19 protein-coding genes are annotated in these 19,610 nt (G+C 59.7%); 2 read left to right on the forward strand and 17 right to left on the reverse strand.

Features of this window, described 5'->3' with window-relative positions; translation table 11 throughout:
- Nucleotides 1–70 precede the first annotated feature (70 nt).
- Nucleotides 71–205 (forward strand): hypothetical protein, encoded by a 135-nt coding sequence (locus tag DI396_RS16845; protein WP_268876836.1) that lies wholly within the window; start codon nt 71–73, stop codon nt 203–205.
- Between the two features lie 359 nt (nt 206–564).
- On the opposite strand, the gene DI396_RS07085 is transcribed toward DI396_RS16845, so the two are convergent.
- The 15 genes from DI396_RS07085 to trpS form a co-directional block, all read right to left on the reverse strand.
- Nucleotides 565–1,344 (reverse strand): TIGR02186 family protein, encoded by a 780-nt coding sequence (locus DI396_RS07085; protein ID WP_110795499.1) that lies wholly within the window; start codon nt 1,342–1,344, stop codon nt 565–567.
- Nucleotides 1,341–2,255, reverse strand: coding sequence for a sulfite exporter TauE/SafE family protein (locus DI396_RS07090; RefSeq protein WP_110795500.1), 915 nt, complete (start codon nt 2,253–2,255; stop codon nt 1,341–1,343). Before DI396_RS07090 ends, DI396_RS07085 begins: the two co-directional genes overlap by 4 nt.
- Before the next feature lie 115 nt (nt 2,256–2,370).
- Nucleotides 2,371–3,378, reverse strand: coding sequence for an ABC transporter permease (locus tag DI396_RS07095; RefSeq protein WP_110795501.1), 1,008 nt, complete (start codon nt 3,376–3,378; stop codon nt 2,371–2,373).
- 4 nt (nt 3,379–3,382) lie between these two features.
- The gene (locus DI396_RS07100) at nt 3,383–4,012 is read right to left on the reverse strand and encodes a LysE family translocator (RefSeq protein ID WP_110795502.1); all 630 of its coding nucleotides are present in this window, start codon (nt 4,010–4,012) and stop codon (nt 3,383–3,385) included.
- 1 nt (nt 4,013) lies between these two features.
- Entirely contained in the window at nt 4,014–5,108 is a 1,095-nt protein-coding gene (locus tag DI396_RS07105) for an ABC transporter permease (RefSeq protein WP_110795503.1), read from the reverse strand.
- Nucleotides 5,109–6,761, reverse strand: coding sequence for an ABC transporter ATP-binding protein (locus tag DI396_RS07110; RefSeq protein ID WP_110795504.1), 1,653 nt, complete (start codon nt 6,759–6,761; stop codon nt 5,109–5,111).
- A gap of 3 nt (nt 6,762–6,764) precedes the next feature.
- Nucleotides 6,765–7,754, reverse strand: a complete 990-nt coding sequence (locus DI396_RS07115; protein ID WP_110795505.1) for a BMP family lipoprotein — start codon at nt 7,752–7,754, stop codon at nt 6,765–6,767.
- A 184-nt stretch (nt 7,755–7,938) separates the two neighbouring features.
- Nucleotides 7,939–8,388, reverse strand: coding sequence for a ribosomal protein S18-alanine N-acetyltransferase (gene rimI / locus DI396_RS07120; protein WP_110795506.1), 450 nt, complete (start codon nt 8,386–8,388; stop codon nt 7,939–7,941).
- Nucleotides 8,385–8,984: a tRNA (adenosine(37)-N6)-threonylcarbamoyltransferase complex dimerization subunit type 1 TsaB gene (tsaB, locus tag DI396_RS07125; RefSeq protein WP_110795507.1), complete on the reverse strand. Its 600-nt coding sequence runs from the start codon at nt 8,982–8,984 to the stop codon at nt 8,385–8,387. The genes rimI and tsaB overlap by 4 nt, the downstream gene beginning before the upstream one ends.
- Before the next feature lie 12 nt (nt 8,985–8,996).
- Nucleotides 8,997–9,560: a NifU family protein gene (locus DI396_RS07130; protein WP_110795508.1), complete on the reverse strand. Its 564-nt coding sequence runs from the start codon at nt 9,558–9,560 to the stop codon at nt 8,997–8,999.
- Nucleotides 9,561–9,814: 254 nt separating this feature from the next.
- Entirely contained in the window at nt 9,815–10,270 is a 456-nt protein-coding gene (locus tag DI396_RS07135; RefSeq protein ID WP_110795509.1) for a universal stress protein, read from the reverse strand.
- A 163-nt stretch (nt 10,271–10,433) separates the two neighbouring features.
- On the reverse strand, nt 10,434–11,300 hold the full coding sequence (locus tag DI396_RS07140; protein ID WP_110795510.1) for a branched-chain amino acid aminotransferase: 867 nt from the start codon (nt 11,298–11,300) through the stop codon (nt 10,434–10,436).
- A 63-nt stretch (nt 11,301–11,363) separates the two neighbouring features.
- Entirely contained in the window at nt 11,364–11,864 is a 501-nt protein-coding gene (locus DI396_RS07145) for a VOC family protein (RefSeq protein ID WP_110795511.1), read from the reverse strand.
- A gap of 159 nt (nt 11,865–12,023) precedes the next feature.
- Nucleotides 12,024–12,674: a hypothetical protein gene (locus tag DI396_RS07150; protein ID WP_110795512.1), complete on the reverse strand. Its 651-nt coding sequence runs from the start codon at nt 12,672–12,674 to the stop codon at nt 12,024–12,026.
- Nucleotides 12,675–12,993: 319 nt separating this feature from the next.
- Entirely contained in the window at nt 12,994–14,046 is a 1,053-nt protein-coding gene (gene trpS, locus DI396_RS07155; RefSeq protein ID WP_110795513.1) for a tryptophan--tRNA ligase, read from the reverse strand.
- Nucleotides 14,047–14,142: 96 nt separating this feature from the next.
- Here trpS and DI396_RS07160 point away from each other — a divergent pair, with 96 nt between their 5' ends.
- Nucleotides 14,143–14,838, forward strand: a complete 696-nt coding sequence (locus DI396_RS07160) for a rhomboid family intramembrane serine protease (protein ID WP_110795514.1) — start codon at nt 14,143–14,145, stop codon at nt 14,836–14,838.
- 52 nt (nt 14,839–14,890) lie between these two features.
- Here DI396_RS07160 and murJ read toward each other — a convergent pair whose 3' ends face one another.
- On the reverse strand, nt 14,891–16,438 hold the full coding sequence (murJ, locus tag DI396_RS07165; protein ID WP_110795515.1) for a murein biosynthesis integral membrane protein MurJ: 1,548 nt from the start codon (nt 16,436–16,438) through the stop codon (nt 14,891–14,893).
- A 304-nt stretch (nt 16,439–16,742) separates the two neighbouring features.
- A complete protein-coding gene (locus DI396_RS07170) occupies nt 16,743–19,505 on the reverse strand; it encodes a [protein-PII] uridylyltransferase (protein WP_110795516.1) in 2,763 nt (920 codons plus the stop codon).
- Nucleotides 19,506–19,610: the final 105 nt, after the last annotated feature.

The following is a 19,610-nucleotide window of genomic DNA, read 5'->3' on the forward strand; positions in this document are numbered from 1 at the left end:
GGCGTTGGCGCGGTGGAAGGAGGCTTTGTCTATACTGGCCGCCGCATTGCCATAGTGATGGACGACCGATGTGACCAGTGAAGCGCAGCTTGCGGATTTTGACAAAGATCTTGGGCAATTGGATGTTTTGCTCATCAATGCTGGCATGTTCGACACGTTGATTAGGATTGACGATCTGACCCGTTCCGAGTGGTTTTCGGTTTGAATGTAACGGGGGCTTTTGGCTGCCCATGCAGCATTTCGGCGATGCGGGTAAACCGCCACTGGGCGAGCGGCTTATCCGCAATGAAAAGGTTTCGGCACATATAGGGCGCGCGGGCGGATCTACCCGCGATACAACGACCAGGTATACGGCAACGGGTTTGACCAAAACGCAATCTCTGGATGGGCGGGCGTTGAATGCTGCCTGCGGGCAGAGGGGCATCGGCAATGCGCGCATCGCATTTTTAAAGGGGAGTATTGCAGAAACCTTGAGGCCGCGCCGTTGACGATGGATATTGCAGATGTGGTCAAAGAGGACTTCTCAGTGGCGATCACGGCCCCGGCTATTCCGCATGCCGGGGGTTAACGTTCGCGAATCAAGCGGAACAGAGCCGAGGCCCCCCAACCGGCCAGAATCGCCAGAGCCAAAGACAACAGCCCGTAAACCAAGGGCTGGCGGTGCGACAGGTTGAATAAGAATTGCTCCAACCCGACTTTTCTTACAACGATATCGGTCTCGTGGCTGGTGATGACTTCGCCCTGGCGGGCAAGGAAAATTCGCACGTTATAGGTGCCTTCGGTGAGGTTCGCCGGAAGGGAAATTGCGGTGTTGAAGAGGGTGTTTTCAGTGACGTCGACCGCGCCATCAAGCAATTTGAACGCGCCTTCAGCGGTGCGGATGCGGATCACCGCATCGGCGAAATCCTTGCCGCGGGGGTTGAGTAATCGTGCTGTATAGGCCCGCACCGCACGCGGAATGGAAATGCGCTCCCGCAGATCGTCTTTGGCCGAAATCACAGTTTCCAAGGGGGCAGAGGTGGCAATGGCATAGAACGATGGTGCGGCATCGATCACTTCGGATTCGGTGTTGATCCAGATGCCATAGCGGCGCTCTTTGCGGCGCACGACCAGTGGCGTGAGCGGCCCCGCCACGGTGATCACCACTTCGAGAGGGGCTGCGGGGATCGGGGTTTCGCGCTTTATTGCGCCGAAAATCAACAAGTCTGAGCCGGAGAAATCCGCCGTGATCGATATTGATTCCTGAGACAGGCCAAGAACGATGTCTTCTTGCGCCTGCGCAGGGGGCATAGGGGCGCACAGCCCTATCAGCGCGGCAACAAGCACCAGCCGGGGGGCGATCATTGCGCGCCTGCCGGTGCCACGGAGAAGATTTCACTGGGCGGCAGGAGTAGTTCCAATCCCAGTTTGGCACAGACCAGAAGCACCAAGGCAGCGAGCAGAACCCGCAAGGATTCGGGGCGCATTTTTGCCCCAATGCTGGTGCCGAATTGGGCGCCAATGACGCCGCCAAGGATGAGCAGAACCGCCAAAGCGATGTCGACCGTTTGGTTGGTTGTTGCGTGTAGCAGCGTGGTGAATGCTGTGACGAAAAGAATTTGGTAAAGCGAGGTGCCGATCACGACTTTGGTCGGCATGCCAAGCAGATAGATCATCGCGGGGACCATGATAAACCCGCCTCCGACGCCCATGATGGCCGACAGAACGCCAACAAACAGCCCGACCAGAACCGGCGGGATCACCGAAATATAGAGCCCCGAGGTGCGAAAGCGCATTTTGAATGGCAAAGTGCTTACCCAGCCTCTTTGGCGACGGGGTTTGGGGGCGTTGATTTTATTGCGGCGCATGGCGCGCAGGCTTTCGACAAGCATCAAAGTCCCGACGATGCCGAGAAAGACAACATAGCACAGGTTGACCATCAAATCGACTTGGCCGAGCGCTTTGAGGTAGTTGAACAGCATCACGCCAAAGCCTGATCCGATCAAACCGCCGATCAAAAGAACCGTTCCCATGCGCAGATCTACCGTTTTGCGCCGTAGATGCGCGAGCAGGGCGGAGAAGGACGACGCGACGATCTGGTTTGCGGAGGTGGCCACCGCCACAGCAGGCGAGATGCCCACGAAAAACAACAGCGGCGTGATCAGGAAGCCACCGCCGACACCGAACATGCCCGACAGAACGCCGACAAGCCCGCCCAACCCCAAGAGCAGGAACATATTGACCGAGACTTCCGCAATGGGCAGGTAGACTTGCATGTGCACTCCTAACGCGGCGTTGCAGCAAAAAGCAATTGGTGCGCGCCGCGCGGTATGAAAAAACTATGCCTCCGCGCGCGAATGGAAGGATGCCGACGCGGCGTTCGGGATGACCCTAACGCTCCTTCACATAGGGTTCGCCGCCGGCGCGGGGCGGGATCGCCTTGCCGACAAATCCGGCGAGGATCACCACCGTCAGGATATAGGGTAGGGCATCCATGAATTGAACCGGCACCGGAATGCCCGCGATGTCGATGCTTTGGAACCGCAAAGCGACGGCCTGTAGCAGACCAAACAGCAAGGTCGCGCCCAAAGCATACCATGGCCGCCATTTCGCAAAAATCAGCGCGGCCAAGGCGATGTATCCGCGTCCGGCGCTCATTTCTCTGACAAACCCCGCTTGCAATGCTGTCGCAAGATAGGCGCCAGCAAGCCCGCAGAGCACCCCGCAAATGGCCACGGCTGCAAACCGGATACCAACCACCGAAACACCGGCGGTGTCGACGGCGGCGGGGTTCTCGCCCACCGCACGCAGCCGCAGGCCAAAGCGGGTGCGATACAAAAGCCAGGAGGTCGCGGGCACGCAAAGCAGCGCGAAATAGACGAGGATGGTCTGTCCAGAGATCACTTCGGAATAGATTTGTTGCAGCGGTCCTGCCTGAGCAATCAGCTTGGACAGCGGCAGGCCCGCCGCCTCGGCATCCATGGGGCCGAGGGCAAAGGGGAGGGTGATCTGTTCGAATCGTGCTCCGCCGATCAGCGAGGGCGTGCGGCCGCCTTGATGGAACCATGCCTGGGCGATCAACACAGTCAGACCGGAGGCGAGAAAGTTGATCGCCACGCCGGAGATCAACTGATTGCCGCGAAAGGTGATCGAGGCAAGACCATGCAACGCCGAAAGCGCCATTGATGCGGCGATCCCTGCCAGCAGCCCGAGCCAGACAGAACCCGTCATAAAGGCCATGGCGGCCGAGAAAAACGCGGCCGCGAGCATTTTGCCCTCAAGTCCGATATCGAAAATCCCTGCGCGCTCAGAGAACAGCCCCGCGAGGCAGGTCAAAAGCAAGGGCGTGGCAAGGCGGATGGTGCTGTCGAGCACTTGCAGAAGGGTTAAAAAATCCATCTCATCATACCTTTGTGGTCGCAAGTTTGGCTGCAAAGCCGAGGAAGAATATCCCGAGGGCCGCCTCGATAGGGCGGCGCGCGCGGGCATATCCGGCGCGGATTGGTGACGATGATAACAGAACGGCCCAAATCACGTGGCCCAAAAGTGAATTGACAAAGGCCCCTGCAATGAACAGCGCCATAATCGGCAAAGGCGCGCCCGCGATACCGCCCACTGCGGCGATGGCGACCCAAAACAGGATCGCTTTGGGATTGGAGATCTGCATCGTGAAACCGGCCAGCAATAGGCGCGCCCGGCTGGGAGCGGGGATTTGTGATGCGGTGACCATCTGCGGCGGGTTCGCGGCTTTTCGGAATGCACTATAGGCCATCCAAAGCAGGTAGCCCGCGCCGATGAATTTCACGGCGGTCATCAAAATCGCGGTTTTTGCGAGCAGTGCGGCAAGACCCAAGACCGTGGCAAGCGCCAATAGGATTGCGGCCAATCCGATGCCAAGCGCCGTGAGCAATGCCGCGCCGCGTCCGCTTGTGGTGGCGACGGAAAGGATCAACATCACGCCGGGGCCGGGGGACATGATTCCGGCCCATTGGATCGACCAAGCGTGAAGCAGTTGTGGCAGATACTCCCCCATATTATGGCTCCGTTCGCCGCAAGGACAGGAACAACCGTTCCAACGGCATACGGACCATATTATCGAGCGCGCCGGTGAAGAGGATCACAAGAGCCTGGATCACGACGATGAGCTCTGACGGGATACTGGTCCATAGGGCGAGCTCTGCGCCGCCTTGGTAGAGGAACCCGAACAGGATCGCGGCGAGCAGCACGCCAAAGGGATGATTGCGCCCCATGAGCGCCACGGCGATACCGATAAATCCTGCGCCCTCGACCGAATTCATCACAAGGCGTTCGGCCTCTCCCATGACATTGTTGATGGCCATGCCGCCGGCAAGCGCACCAGAAATGAGCATAGAGATAATCGCCACTTTCGGTGCAGAAATACCGGCATAGATCGCGCCGCTTTCCGAATGACCCAAGGCGCGGATTTCATACCCCAGACGGGTGCGCCAGATTAGCAACCAGACAAAGACACAGGCCAGCAGTGCCATGATCAACGACACATTCGCAGGGGCGGATTTGGAAAACTGGATGCCAAGGGGCAAAAGCATATCGTGCAGCGTCGGCAAATGCGTGGGTTCGGGGAACTTGGCGGTGGCGGGGTCCATGCCGCCCGTGGGGCGCAAGACGTTTACGAGAAGATAGTTGAGCACCGCAGCCGCAATGAAATTGAACATGATCGTGGTGATGACGATGTGACTGCCACGTTTGGCTTGAAGATACGCGGGAATAAACGCCCATGCCGCGCCAAATAGCATCGCCGCACCAAATCCGCCGAGCAAGGCAAATGTCCAATGTGGAAAGGGCACAAAGAGGCAAACAAGCGCCGCGCCAAGCCCGCCGATCATCGCCTGACCTTCGCCGCCGATGTTGAACATCGCCGCATGAAAGGCGACCGCGACCGCAAGGCCGGTGAAGATAAAACTGGTGGCGTAATACAGCGTATAACCCCACCCATTGGTCGTGCCAAAGGCCCCCTGAACCATGATTTTGACGGCTTCATAGGGGCTTTCGCCGATGGCCAGAATGACGAGGGCCGAGAGCGCACCCGCGAGGATCAACGAGATCAGCGGCACGAGAATCACATCGGCCCATTGAGGCATTTTTTGCATCTAGTGGCTCCCTGCGGCTTGAGCGGGCTCTTGGGCGGGGTCGGCCTTGGCGGCGGCCGAGATATGCCAGCCTTGCATTTGCTGCGTGTCGGCGCCGCCCATCCCCGCCATAAGACAGCCCAAACCAATGTGGTCGGCGCTTGCGGCGGGGCCTTGCCCCATGATTTGCCCGTCACACATGACAGCGATCCGGTCGGAAAGTGCCATGATTTCATCAAGCTCGACCGAGACCAAGAGAACCGCTTTGCCTGCGTCGCGCAGGGCGATAATCTGATTGTGAATGAATTCAATCGCGCCGATATCGACCCCGCGCGTCGGTTGTCCGATCAGGAGGACGTCAGGCGATTGTTCGATTTCGCGGGCCACAACGATCTTTTGTTGATTGCCGCCAGAGAAGTTTTTCGCCGCCAGCTTCGGGTTCGGCGGGCGCACGTCGAAGCGCTCCATCTTGGCCTTGGCTTCGGTTTGGATCGCGGCGTTGTTCATCAGCGGGCCGCGCGCCCATTTAGGATCGCGGTGATATCCGAAAACGGTGTTCTCCCATGCGGTGAAGTCCATGATGAGCCCCTCGCTTTGGCGGTCTTCGGGGACATGGGCAATGCCGCGCGCCCGGCGTGAGCGGCCGCCCGAATGACGTCCTGTGAGGTCGAGCGCGTCGCCGTTCATCTTGATCGATCCGGTGGCGGATTGGATACCGCCGAGGACTTCGAGTAATGCAGTTTGGCCATTGCCTGCAACCCCGGCGATGCCCAATACCTCACCCGCATGCAGGTCAAGATCAATGGAACGCAGCCGTTCAATCCCATCCGCGTCGATGACGCGCAATGCTTTGATTTCAAGAACTTTCTTTCCCGGAGTGGCGGGCGCTTTTTCAATCTGTAGCAAGACTTTGCGCCCCACCATCAATTCGGCCAACTCTTCGGGGGAGCTTTGCGCTGTGGTCACGGTTGCGGTCATTTCGCCGCGACGCATGACGGACACGGTGTCGGTGATGTCCATGATTTCGCGCAGTTTGTGGGTGATCAAGATGATGGTTTTACCCTCGGACCGCAACCGATCGAGGATGCGGAACAATTGATCGGCTTCGGCGGGGGTCAATACGCCGGTCGGTTCGTCGAGGATCAAAATGTCAGCATGGCGGTAGAGCGCTTTGAGGATCTCGACCCGTTGCTGCATGCCGACGCCGATGTCTTCGATCAAGGCGTCAGGGTCGACATCCAAGCCGTATTCGGCCGCCAGAGATTGCAATTCGCGTCGCGCTTTGGCGAGGCTGGGGCGCAAAAGCCGCCCGTCCTCTGCACCGAGGATCACGTTTTCGAGGACGGTGAAATTTTCAACCAGTTTAAAGTGCTGGAACACCATGCCGATGCCCGCCGCGATGGCGGCTTGGCTGTCGGGGATACGGGTTTTGCGACCGGCAATGAAAATCTCGCCAGCGTCGGCCTTATAAAACCCGTAGAGGATCGACATCAGCGTCGATTTGCCCGCGCCGTTTTCGCCAATGATGCCGTGGATCGTGCCGGGCATCACGCGGATCGAAATGTCTTTGTTGGCTTTCACCGGCCCAAAGGATTTGGAAATGCCTTTGAGTTCAATCGCGGGCGTAGGCGGAGCGGCCATTGTCGGCCGCTCCAATTCGGTATGACCGCTCATGGGTTATTCAACCGGGCAGGTGTTGTCCGACATATAGTCGTGAACGGTAATCGTGCCGTTGCTGATCTCTGCTTTGGCGCCGTCGACCAATGCGGCCATGTCGTCGTCGACCAGAGGGGCATTGAATTCATCCAATGCGTAATCGATGCCGCCATTGGCCACGCCCATCACGTAGATGCCGGTTTCGATATCGGTGCCTGCGGTCATCGCATCATAGACGGCGTTGTCCACGCGCTTGAGCATCGAGGTCAGAACCTTACCGGGGTGCATATAGTTTTGGTTGCTGTCGACGCCGATCGACAGAATGCCCTCATCCGCTGCGGTTTGCAGAACACCGACACCGGTGCCACCTGCGGCTGCGTAGACCACATCCGCGCCTTGGCTGATTTGTGCTTTGGTCAATTCCGACCCTTTGACCGGATCATTCCATGCGGCGGGGGTGGTACCGGTCATGTTTTGGATCACGGTGGCATCGGGGTTCACGGCTTTGACGCCCTGCACATAGCCACAGGCGAATTTGCGGATCAAAGGAATGTCCATGCCGCCGATGAACCCTACGGTGCCGGATTTCGACGCTTTGGCCGCCATCATGCCGACAAGATACGATCCTTCGTGTTCATTAAACACCACCGAGCGCACGTTCGGGGCATCGACGACCATATCGATCAGGGTGAATTTCGTGTCGGGATAATCGGGGGCGACTTCGCTCAGCACGTTGCCAAAAGCGAAACCGGTCATGACGATCGGATTGTTGCCATTTTCGGCAAAGCGGCGCAGGGCCTGTTCACGCTGCGCTTCGGATTTCAATTCGATCTCGCGAAAGCTGCCCCCGGTTTCCTCGACCCAACGTTCGGCGCCGGTAAAGGCGGCTTCGTTAAAGGATTTGTCGAATTTGCCACCCAGATCAAAGATCAACGCAGGCTCTGCCAAGGCAGCACCAGCGCAAAGCGCGGTCGCCGCAGCGGCGCTCAGTAAGGATTTCATAAAGGTCATGGAGTCTCTCCCAGTCATAACAGGCCCTCTAAGGGGAAAACGGTTGGCAGGGGAGGGGCGGCCCGGTCGCCATGGCCCATCTTCCCGGCACACGCACAGATTGATGCGATCCTGCGATGATTAGGCCGCAGGCGCGAAAGGGCGTCAACTGGATTCTGGCAGGTTGCCCGTAAGGCAGCGGTATTTAACCCCTGTGTTGGGGGGTCAATTGCCTGCGCATGAGGCAGGCATCGGCAGCCGGCGCGCCTTGCCGGTGGTAATAGGCGCGGCGGCGGGCGGCTTCGGCATACCCGGAGCGCGTGTAAAGCTTTAGAGCGGGGGTGTTGTCCTCGGCCACTTCGAGAAAGGCGTCGGTGGCGGCGCGGGCGCGCGCTTCGGCCTCAAAGGCGGCGAGCGCGGCGCGGCCATACCCATGGCCTTGGTGCTGCGGGGCGCAGGCCAGGGTGAGCAGCTCTGCCTCGCCCGCCACGGCGCGGCCAAGGGCAAAAGCAATCGGGGCCGTTGTGTCGCCAATGATGGCTACAAATACATGTGGCGAGGCAAGCAGCGATGCGAATTCTTCGGCACGCCAGGGACGTTCGTTGACAAAAGCGGCCTTATGCAGCGCCGCGAGGGCAGAGACATCGGTGCTCACGGTAAGATATGGGGCGCCGGATCGCGTGGCGGGGCGGCATCGGCAGCGCGGATATAGAGCGGTGCTGGTGCCGGCCAAGCGCCGCCCGTTGCATGTTTGACCGCCGCCGCACGGGCAATGTTTTCGGCCAATTGTGCCGCAACAGCCGGGAGCGCCAATGGGCCAAGGCCTTCGGCTTCGCTGCGTGGCAGCAGAACTGGCGTGCGGCCGGATTGCGCCACATAAAGTTGATCGCGGGGGGCGGGCACAGCGGGAATTTTGCCTGATGTGTCAGAGGGGTTGGTATCGACGGCGATGGCTTCGAAGGTGCTGATACCGATGGCCGGCGCGTGGGGCAAAGCTAAGGCCAGTCCGCGCGCGGCAGAGACGGAAATGCGGATGCCGGTGAAGTTGCCCGGCCCGATGCCGACGCCGATCGCATCGAGGTCAGCCCAAGTTTTTGCGTGGCGGGCGAGAAGCTCTTCGAGCAGACCCATCAGACGCTCGGCTTGGCCACGGCTCATCTCTTCGGCGCAAGATTCGAGTAGTGTGTCGCCGTCAAGCAAAGCGGCCGCGCAATGCGCGGCCGAGGTGTCAAATCCGAGAATCAAAGTCATATGCCGCGCCGATCAAACAGCGACAGGGCGCACTTCGGTAACCTCGGGGATGTAATGGCGCAGCAGGTTCTCGATGCCCATTTTCAAGGTCAGCGTCGAAGAGGGGCAGCCGGCGCAGGCACCTTGCATATGCAGGTAGACCACGCCGCGTTCAAAACCGTGAAAGGTGATGTCGCCGCCATCTTGCGCCACCGCAGGGCGCACGCGGGTGTCGAGCAGTTCCTTGATCTGGCCAACAATTTCGCCATCTTCTCCGGTGTGTTCGGCATGGCCGGAGGAGGCTTTGGCGTCCGATGCCATGACCGGTTGGCCGGATTGGAAATGCTCCATGATCGCGCCCAAAAGCGCCGGTTTGATATGATCCCAATCGATTGCATCGGCCTTGGTCACAGTAATGAAATCGGTGCCAAAGAACACGCCCGAAACGCCGTCTACGGCAAAAAGCCGTTGCGCCAAAGGCGAGATGCCCGCACCGGAGGCATCGGGGAAATCGGCGGTGCCCATTTCCAAAACGCTCTGTCCGGGCAGGAATTTCAACGTGGCCGGATTTGGCGTGGATTCGGTTTGGATGAACATGGCATGCCCTTTCTGGTTGGCTATAGATATGCGCTCCATGGCCGATACTGTCAAGGTTTAGAATGATTCTAAGTGAGGTGCTTCAGTGCTGTCATCCCGCCATCGCGCCGGTGCAGATTGTAGCGTGGGAAGCGTTGGTGCATGCAAGCATGATTAAGGCATGGACGTAAATTGCGCGTGCCAATCGCATTGACGAAATACGTGGGGTTGTTGGGTTCCGGGCGCTGCCGAGGCCGGGGTGGTATTCAGCGGCGTCAGGTCACCGCTTCAAGTCGTTCCTTGGACATATCGCCGGGCACGATGGTGATCGGGATCGGCAGGGAGCCGGCGCTTTTGGTCATTTGCGTGACCAAGGGGCCGGGCCCTTTGCGCCCCGTGCCGGCACCAAGCACCAGAACACCGATGTCAGGGTCGTCTTGCACTTGGGCGATGATCTGGCCGACCGGTTCGCCTTCGCGGATCACCAATTCGGGATCGATGCCTTGCTTGTCGCGCATCCACTTCGCGAAGACCTCGAAATGCACTTCGATGCGTTCGCGGGCCTCTTCGCGCATCAAATCGGACACGCCGATCCAATGATTGAACTCATCGGGGGCAATCACCGAAAGAATTTCGACCCCGCCGCCGGTCTTGGCGGCGCGCATGGCGGCAAAGCGCATGGCGTTGAGGCATTCGCGGCTGTCGTCGAGTACGACGAGGAATTTACGCATGGGTGGTCTCCTTCGCAGCGGATCATGCCGCAGGCACGCGGGCGGGGCAATGGAGATGATGGATGGTCTGCGCAGGACGGCAAGTTTCGCCGCGCGGGAGCAGTGGCGGCGATACATGCGGGGGGGCAAGGATAAGGGGTTTTTAAGTGCGCTGGCGCGTGGGTCAGCGTGGCTCGCTGGCGGCCCAATCCCAATAGAGCGCGCGGGCGCGGTTGGTGATCGGGCCAATGCGGTAGTGCTTGTCATCAAAGGCAGAGACGGGAGTGACCTTATGCATATTGCCCGACAGGAAGACTTCGTCGGCGGCGCTGAAATCATCAAAGCTCAGGACGGTTTCATGCACGGTGATTCCATCGGCGCGCAGGTTTTTGATATGGCGGGCGCGGGTGATGCCCGCGAGAAAGGTGCCGTTGGCGATCGGGGTGAAGACCTCGCCATCCCGGACCATAAAGACATTGGCGCTGGCGGTTTCGGCAACGTTGCCCATGGCGTCCGCGACCAAGGCATTTCCGAAACCTTTGCGGCGCGCCTCGGCGAGCATGCGGGCGTTGTTCGGATAGAGGCATCCGGCCTTGGCATTGACCACGGCATTTTCCATCACGGGGCGGCGGAAACGGGTGCGGGTCAGGGTCGTGGAGGCGTCTGGCGCGGCCAGCGGGATTTCTTCAAGAGATATGGCAAAGCCTGTGGCATTGGGGCGCGGCACGATGCCCAAATCGTCGCCATCCAACGCCCAATACATCGGGCGGATATAGACCGGCGTGCCAGAGGCGTAGGCGGCGAGGCCTTCGCGGGTGATGTCCAGCATTTCTTCGGTGGTCACGCTGGGCGTGATCATCAGCGCCTCGGCCGAACGGTTCACACGGGCAAGGTGAGCCTCGAGATCGGGAGTAAGCCCGTCCACCATCCGCGCACCATCAAACACCGTGGTGCCCAGCCATGCGCCATGATCGGCGGCATTCATCACCGGTAGGTCGCCTTGGTGCCATTGGCCGTTGAAATAGGTGCGGATGTTGCTGCCAGTGGCCATAGGTCTCTCCTGCTGTCTGCGCGGAGAGTAGGGCGCAGGGCGGGCGGGGTAAAGCCGTGAGGGTTACGGTGTTTCGGGGCGCGCCGCATCGTTCAAAAGCGCCTGCAGGTCCAGCGGCGCGTTCTGCATTTGCAACATGCCGTTGGCTTCGCGGGGCCATGCGGCCTCCTCGCGGTCCCAGTATAACTCAACACCATTGCCGTCCGGGTCGGAGAGGTAAATCGCTTCGGAAACGCCGTGATCTGCAGCGCCGTCCAAGGTGAGCCCCGCATCGAGAATGCGGCGTAAGGCATCGCCCAGCTGCGCGCGGTCGGGATAGAGGAACGCAGTGTGATACAGGCCGGGATAACCGCGCGGGACCGGTCCCGCGCCGGCGCTCTCCCACGTGTTGAGGCCGATGTGGTGGTGATACCCCCCCGCAGACAAAAATGCCGCCTGTGTGCCATAGCGTTGCTGCAACTCGAAGCCGAGAACGCCGGAATAAAAATCGATGGCCCGCTCCAAGTCAGAGACTTTGAGGTGGATATGGCCGATGCGGGCTTGGGGATGGATGGGGGCGGTCATGGTCTGGCTCGTCAGTTGTGGATGTGACAATAGATATGGCGGCTTGAGCGATGGCGCACAATTGGCGATAACGGCAGGGTTTTGGTGCAAAATCACACATGAAGGTGCAGGTTTGTCGAGGGCCCATAAGGCCCCCGACAAGATCTGATCCGCCGGCGGTTAGGCCATTTTGCGGCGGCGGCGCAGGCCGAGAAGCGCGGCCAGACCGGAGATCAAACCCCATGCGGCGGCGGGCAAGGGCACCGCAGGCGCGGCGGTCGCGTAATAGCTGTCCGAACGGATTTCGTCGCCAGCGAAGTATTCCCAGACGAGGAATTGCGATCCGATGGTGGTGGATGTGCGCGCGCCAAAGAACATGTCGGCGGTGCCGCCATCATGTTCGCCGAAAATGCGGAAGGACAGAAGCGTCGGGTCGCCCGAGGTGATGTCTGTATCGGTCCAAAGCATTGCTGAAGAACTGCCCGGACCGTCCAGACTGACGGGGGTGACGGTGTCGCTCCAAACTGCGCTTCCGAGCGTTACAATGTCTAGGACTTCGACGCTTTGGTACCCGAACCAATCATGGGTAACGCCCAGATCGCCAGTGGCAAAGGTTTCGACCCCCGTCGTGTCAACGCGCAAGGATACGGTGAGCGATCCGTCATAGGGCGAGAGGCCAAAAACATCGTCATTGCCATCATCAATGCCGTCGACGGGATTGGTGCCGAAATCGGCAGCGGTCCATGTGCCCGTGATGTCAAGATCGATGATCGCAGCGTTGGCCGAAAGCGGGAGTGTCGCAAGCGCGACTGCACAGAGAAAATGTTTCATTTCTTATTCCTTAAATAAAGTTTTCAAAAATGGTCGGCGGTCGAAAAAGGCCGTTTAAAAATATTGTTTACCGGCCCAAAATACGACCGTGGTGAAAAATTAGCGAAAATTGTAGCCTGTGACAACTGCCGCGCGGCAGGCGGTGGCGCAAGGGCGCCCGCAATGATGGGCGCCGCAGCCGGCCGCCACAGGAGTGGCCCCGAACCGGCGAGAACGGAGGAGGCAACACAGCCGGTAGAGCAAGTTGGCCGATATGGCAGGCGGAGCGGGGAACAGCCCCGCGCTGGCGGGGCTGTTCGGATGTGATGCGCGGCGCGTGTCAGGCTTTGGGGCCGACCATGCCAACGATCTCATAGGTTTGGGCAAGGATCGGCGCGGCGATCTGGCGGGCGCGGGTGGCACCTTTGGTCAGGATGCGGTCGATCTCGTCGGGATGTTGCATCAAGCGGTCCATCTCGGTGCTGATCGGTGCGAGTTTGGAGACAGCCAAGTCGATCAAGGCGGGCTTGAAGTCCGAGAATTGCTTGCCACCGAAATCAGCCAGAACATGGTCGACCTTCATATCGGCGAGACCTGCAAAAATATTCACAAGATTGCGGGCCTCGGGACGATCTTCCAAACCCTGGGCTTCGGACGGCAGGGCATCAGGATCGGTTTTCGCTTTGCGGATTTTTTTGGCGATGGCGTCCGCATCATCGGTCATATTGATGCGACTGGCGGGCGAGGGATCGGATTTCGACATTTTCTTTGATCCGTCACGCAGGCTCATTACCCGCGTTGCCGCGCCCTCGATCACGGGTTCGGTCATCGGAAAGAAATCGACGCCGTAATCGTGATTGAATTTGGCCGCCACGTCGCGGGTCAATTCGATATGTTGCTTTTGATCCTCGCCCACGGGCACATGTGTCGCGTGATAGACAAGAATATCCGCCGCCATCAGGGCAGGATAGGCAAAGAGACCCAAAGAGGCATTCTCGCGGTTTTTGCCGGCCTTGTCCTTGAACTGCGTCATGCGGCTCATCCAGCCCATGCGCGCCACGCAATTGAAAATCCAACCCAATTGCGCGTGTTCGGGCACTTGGCTTTGGTTGAACAGCAGGGATTTGGCCGGATCGAGGCCCGCCGCGATATAACCGGCGGCCAATTCGCGGGTCTGACGGCGCAGGGCGGCAGGGTCTTGCCAGACGGTGATCGCGTGCAGATCGACCATGCAATAAAGCGTCTCGATGCCGGTATCTTGCATATCGACAAAGCGTTTGATCGCGCCGAGATAATTGCCAAGGGTCAAACCGCCGGAGGGCTGAATGCCCGAGAACACGCGGGGGGTGAAGGCTTGTGGGCCGGAGGACTGCGTTTGGACCGCATCCGTCATGATGTTTCTCCATCTGGATTTATAAGGACCCTTGGCTTACCTAGACCCCAACGGCCCGTCAAGCGACGCAAAAAGGCCCCTAGAGGAGAGCAGACCATGCAGCCCAACCGTAGCGGCCCCGATGCCAGCCCCGTGAACCCGTTGCCGCCCTATGTTTGGGCGCTGTTCTTGATCGTTGCGGGGATCGAAGTTGCCTTTTCTGCTGGTGCGGCGGGCCTCGCCGGTGGCCCGGGGGCCGTTGGATGGCGCTTGGAGGCGTTGCAATCTTATGCGTTTTCCGGCGATGTCTTCGACTGGATGCTGGCAAACAACCAATATCCAGCAGAGCATATGATCCGTTTCGTCACCTATGCTTTCGTGCATGGGTCGTTCACACAGGCGGCTTTTGCCAGCGTGATGCTTTTGGCGCTGGGCAAGATGGTGGGCGAAGTATTCGGGGCTTTGCCGACCCTCGCGGTGTTTTTTGGATCGTCCATCGCTGGCGCCGTGGCCTTTGGGCTGTTGACCAATGACCCGGTGTTGATCGGGGCGTTTCCGGCGGTCTATGGCCTGATCGGTGCGTTCACCTATCTGTTGTGGGTCAAATTGGCGGCCACCGGCCAAAACCGAAGCGGTGCCTTTTCCCTGATCGGGATGCTGATGGGGATTCAGCTGGTTTTTAGCGTAATCTTCCCCGGTGGTGGCAAGGATTGGGTTGCCGATTTGGCGGGCTTTGTCGCGGGGTTTGCGATCTCGCTCTTGGTCAACCCGGGAAGCTGGCACCGCATCCGCGCCAAACTGCGCCGCGACTAGGCCTTCCGGCGCAAGGCGACGGGGCCGGTGCGGGCAGGAAAACGCGGCATGCCTATCCTTTGCGCCTGCGCATCGCGCCTTTGACGTCCGACAGGCGCAACGCGCCGATCATATGTGCAACGGCGAAATATCCGGCGATGCCCACCGCGATCAAGGCGATCAAGGCAATGTAGCGCATGCCGCTCATGCTGAGCGCGGGCGCCAGGATATGTTGCGCCCCATAGAGCAAGCCACCCATGATCAGCGCCGCCGCAATGATCCGCCAGATCCGTTTGTGATAGCGCGCATCGAACCGCGCCACCGCGCCAAAATCGCGGCTGCCGAGGATCAGCAATCCGACCATGCCCCACCCGGCGATGGTTGTGGCCCAAGCGCAAGCGATCCATCCAATAAAGGGGCTAAGCCCAAAGGCCACGCCGGCGTTGACGATCACAGAGAGCATCGCATAGCGGAACGGCGATTTGGTATCGCCGCGCGCAAAGAACAACGGTTGCAGCACCTTTTGCATGACAAATGCGGGCAGGCCGAGACCATAAACCGCGACGGCCGTGGCCATGGCGGCGGCGTCGCTGGCCCCGGTTGCGCCACGCTCAAACAGCACCGACACCAAAGGCAGCGGGATCACCACAAGCGCCACGGCGGCAGGGATGGTCAGCGCCAGCGAGATTTCAGCGGCGCGGCTCAAGGCCTCGCGCCCGCCTGCATCATCTCCGGCCTGCAAGCGGCGGGACAGGTCAGGCAGCAACACAATGCCGACCGCAATGCCGACCACGCCGAGCGGCAGTTGATACAAACGGTCCGCCGCATAAAGCCAGCCCACAGCTTTGTCGAAATGCGAGGCAACCTGTTGGCCAACCAAAAGGTTGATTTGCATCACGCCGCCAGCCAATGCGGCGGGCACGGCAACGATGACCAGGTTTTTCATTTGCGGGGTCCAACGGGGCCGTTGCGGGCGCACACGTAGACCTGCCTTGTCGGCGGCGCGCCAGACCAGCCAAAGCTGCGCCGCGCCGGTGAAGGGCACGGCCCAAACCAGCGCGGTGGCGATCGGGCCGTCCAGAAATGCCGCTCCCATCATCGCTGCAATCACCCCGATGTTCAGCAGCACCGGCGCAGCAGCAGCGGCGGCGAAATGCCCCGCCGCATTCAGCACACCGGACAGCAGCGCGGCCAAAGAGATAAAGAAAATATAGGGAAATACCACGCGTCCGAATTCAACGGTCAGATCGAAGCGCTCCGATCCGGCAAACCCCGACGCCGTGGCCCAGACCAGCGCAGGCATGAAAACCAAGGCCAATGCGCAGAGGATCAGCAGGATAAAGGCCAAGCCGCTGAGCGCTTCGCGGCAAAACCCCATGGGGTCGTCATCGGCTTCCAGGCGTTTGGAGAACATCGGAACAAAGGCGGAGTTGAACGCGCCTTCGGCAAAAAAACGGCGGAACATATTGGGCAGACGGAAGGCGGCCACAAAGGCGTCCATCACAGGGCCCGGGCCGATGTAATTGAGCAAGATGATTTCGCGCACGACGCCCAGAATGCGACTGGCAAGGGTCCAGAACCCTACGGTCAGGAAGCCCGACATCAATCGGATGGGTTTCATCGCGGTGCGTCCTTATACCCTTGCCCTGCCATATCGGCTTGGGGCTGCTGCTCTTGGCGCCTCTTACGTTGGACGCTCTCATATGGGGTGGGTATATCAAGCGTCGCACCCGCCGCCTATGACGAATATCTGCTGCGCGGTGCCATGGGCCATGTTCTCGGGGCAAAGGCAGGGGGGCGGGCGCCGAAGGCCGTGGCCGGGGTGCCGCAGACATCGGCAAAGGCAAGGCCGTCGTGCCGGGCGCGGTGGCCCGACATGCCGTGGGGGCGGGGACATCCGGCAGGCCGCATCGGCCGTATAGGGATCAGGCGATCGCCAGTTTCGCGCCCTGTTCGATCGCCTCGCGCAGCTTTTTCTCAAGGAAGGCCCGTTTGCCTTCGGAGTGGTATTTCAATCCGAACATGTCTTTGACGTAGAAGGTATCGACCACCTGCTCGCCGTAGGTCGCAATGCCGGCATTGGCGATATAGACGTTGTTATTGGCCAAGGTGCGGGTCAGGTCATGCAGCAATCCGGGGCGGTCGCGGGTATCGACTTCGATGATCGTGTAAATTTCCGATCCCTCGTTGTCGAAGGTGATCGAGGTCGGCACGTTGAAAGCGCGTTCGCGCTTCTTGATCTTGTCGCGCGATTTCATCGCATCCTTGGCCACCACTTCGCCCAATAGGGTTTTGTGGATCATCTGGCGCAGGCGCGGCAAGCGGTCGCGCTCAAAGGGGTGCCCATCGGCGTCCTGAATCCAGAAAGCCGCCGTGGCATAGCCGTCTTTCGAGGTGTAAGTCCGCGCATCGACGACATTGGCCCCGACCAAGGCCAAAGCGCCGGCGAGGCGGCTGAAGATGCCGGGATGATCGACCAATGCAAACAGGGCGCGGGTGGCGTCGCGGTCTTCGTCAGGGTGCAAATCAATGCGGATTTCGTCATCGCCCATCTGGTCAAGAAGTTCGGCGAAAATCACATGGGCGGTAACATGCAGACCCTGCCAATAGGGCGGATAATGGCGGTTGATCTCGACGCGCATTTTCTTCTCCGGCCAATCGGGCAAACGTGCGCGCAGGTTTCTTTTGGCATCGGCGCCGCGTTGTTCGCGGTTGAGCGCCTCAAGCCCATGCTCGAGCGCAACGCGGGTTTGGTGATAGAGGCCGCGCAAAAGCGACGCCTTCCAATTGTTCCACACGCCGGGTCCGACGCCGCGAATATCGCAGGCGGTCAATACGGTCAGCAGATCCAGCCGTTTGACCGATTGCACCGCCTTGGCAAAATCCCGCACGGTGCGCGGGTCGGCGATGTCGCGTTTTTGCGCCATATCGGACATCAGCAAGTGATAGCGGACCAACCATTCGACCGTCTCGCTGTCTTGTTTGCCAAGACCAAGCCGCGGCGCAACCTTGCGGGCGATTTTCGCGCCCAGAACCGAATGATCTTGTTCGCGCCCCTTGCCGATGTCGTGCAGCAGCATCGCCACATAAAGCACCCTGCGGTTCACGCCCTGTTTCAGGATCGAAGAGGCGACAGGCAGTTCTTCGATCAGCTCGCCGCGCTCGATCTGTGCCAGATTGCGGATCACTTGAATGGTGTGCTCGTCCACGGTGTAGCTGTGATACATGTTAAATTGCATCATGGCGACGATGGGTTCGAATTCGGGTATGAATGCCGCGAGCACGCCCAATTCGTTCATCCGGCGCAAGGAGCGCTCAGGATTGCCGTGTTTGATCATCAGATCGAGGAAAATCCGTTGCGCTTCTTTGTCGTTGCGCATGGCATCGTCGATTAACCCAAGGTTCGCGGTGATCAGACGCATCGCGTCGGGGTGGATCAACATGCCGGTGCGCAGCGCCTCTTCGAAGAGGCGCAGGATGTTGAGTTTATCGGCCAAAAACACATCTGCATCGGCAATGGCAAGCCGGTTATGGATCACCTGATATAGTGCTTTGACCTTGGGGCCACGGCGGAAAATCCGTTCCAGAAGCGGGCCGGATTTGACATGCGCCGCTTCGAGTTTGGTCAGGAAAATGCGGGTCAAATCGCCCACGGCGGTGGCGTGGCGGAAATAATCCTGCATGAAATGTTCCACGGCGCGGCGACCGGTTTTATCGGTATAACCAAGGCGTGCGGCGACTTCGACCTGCGCATCAAAGGTCAATTGGTCGGCGGGGCGATCCGCGATCAAATGCAGATGGCAGCGCACCGCCCAAAGAAATTCCTGCGCGGCGGCAAACTTGGCATATTCGTCTTTACGAAACATGCCCAGATCGATCAATTCTTGTGTGGTTTGAACCTTGTAGAGGTATTTTGCGATCCAGTAGAGAGATTGCAAATCGCGCAGCCCGCCTTTGCCTTCCTTGACGTTCGGTTCCACCACATAGCGTTGCCCGCCCTGTTTTTCGTGGCGGCTGTCGCGTTCTTCTAATTTCGCCTCAATGAACTCGCGTTCGGTGCCGTTGAACAGATCACTCCAGAGCCGTTTGTCCAAGGCCTCGGACAAGGCACGGTCGCCGCCGAGAAACCGGTGTTCGAGCAATGCCGTGCGGATGGTGAAATCCTCGCCGCCCAGTTTGATACAGTCGCGGATCGTGCGACTGGCATGGCCGACCTTAAGGCGCAGATCCCACAGGATATAAAGCATCGACTCGATCACCTGCTCGGCCCATGGGGTGATCTTGGACGGTGTCAAAAACAACAAATCGACATCGGAATGCGGGGCCATTTCGCCGCGTCCGTACCCGCCGACCGCAAGCACAGCGAGGCGGTCGTCGCTTCCGTCGGGTGTCGGATGGAGGCGTGTGATCACCACATCCTGCGCGGTGAGCACCAGACAATCAGTCAGATAGGCATAGGCGCGGGTCACCGGATTGGCATCAAAGGGGCGCTTGGAAAAGGCCAACTCGATCGCCGCATTGCCGCGCTCGCGGGCGGCGACCAGAACGTCTACTGCAATTTTGCGCACCGACTCGGGATTTGCATCGGCGGCAAAGGCGGTCTTTAGCTCTGCCTGCACGGCCGGCCCGTCGAATATCTCGTCTGCGGGGCAGATCAGTGTGTTCGTCGGGGTCGGGATATTTGTCATCGGTCACATTCTTTTTGTTTTGCGCGCCGACTGGGGCATCATAGGACGGCGGCGCGGTGCCTGTGCTGTTGCGCAATCGGTCTTTGTGATGTGTTACCATGCGCG

Origin of the sequence: Litorivita pollutaquae (genome assembly GCF_003205515.1) — a bacterium.
Lineage (GTDB): Bacteria > Pseudomonadota > Alphaproteobacteria > Rhodobacterales > Rhodobacteraceae > Litorivita > Litorivita pollutaquae.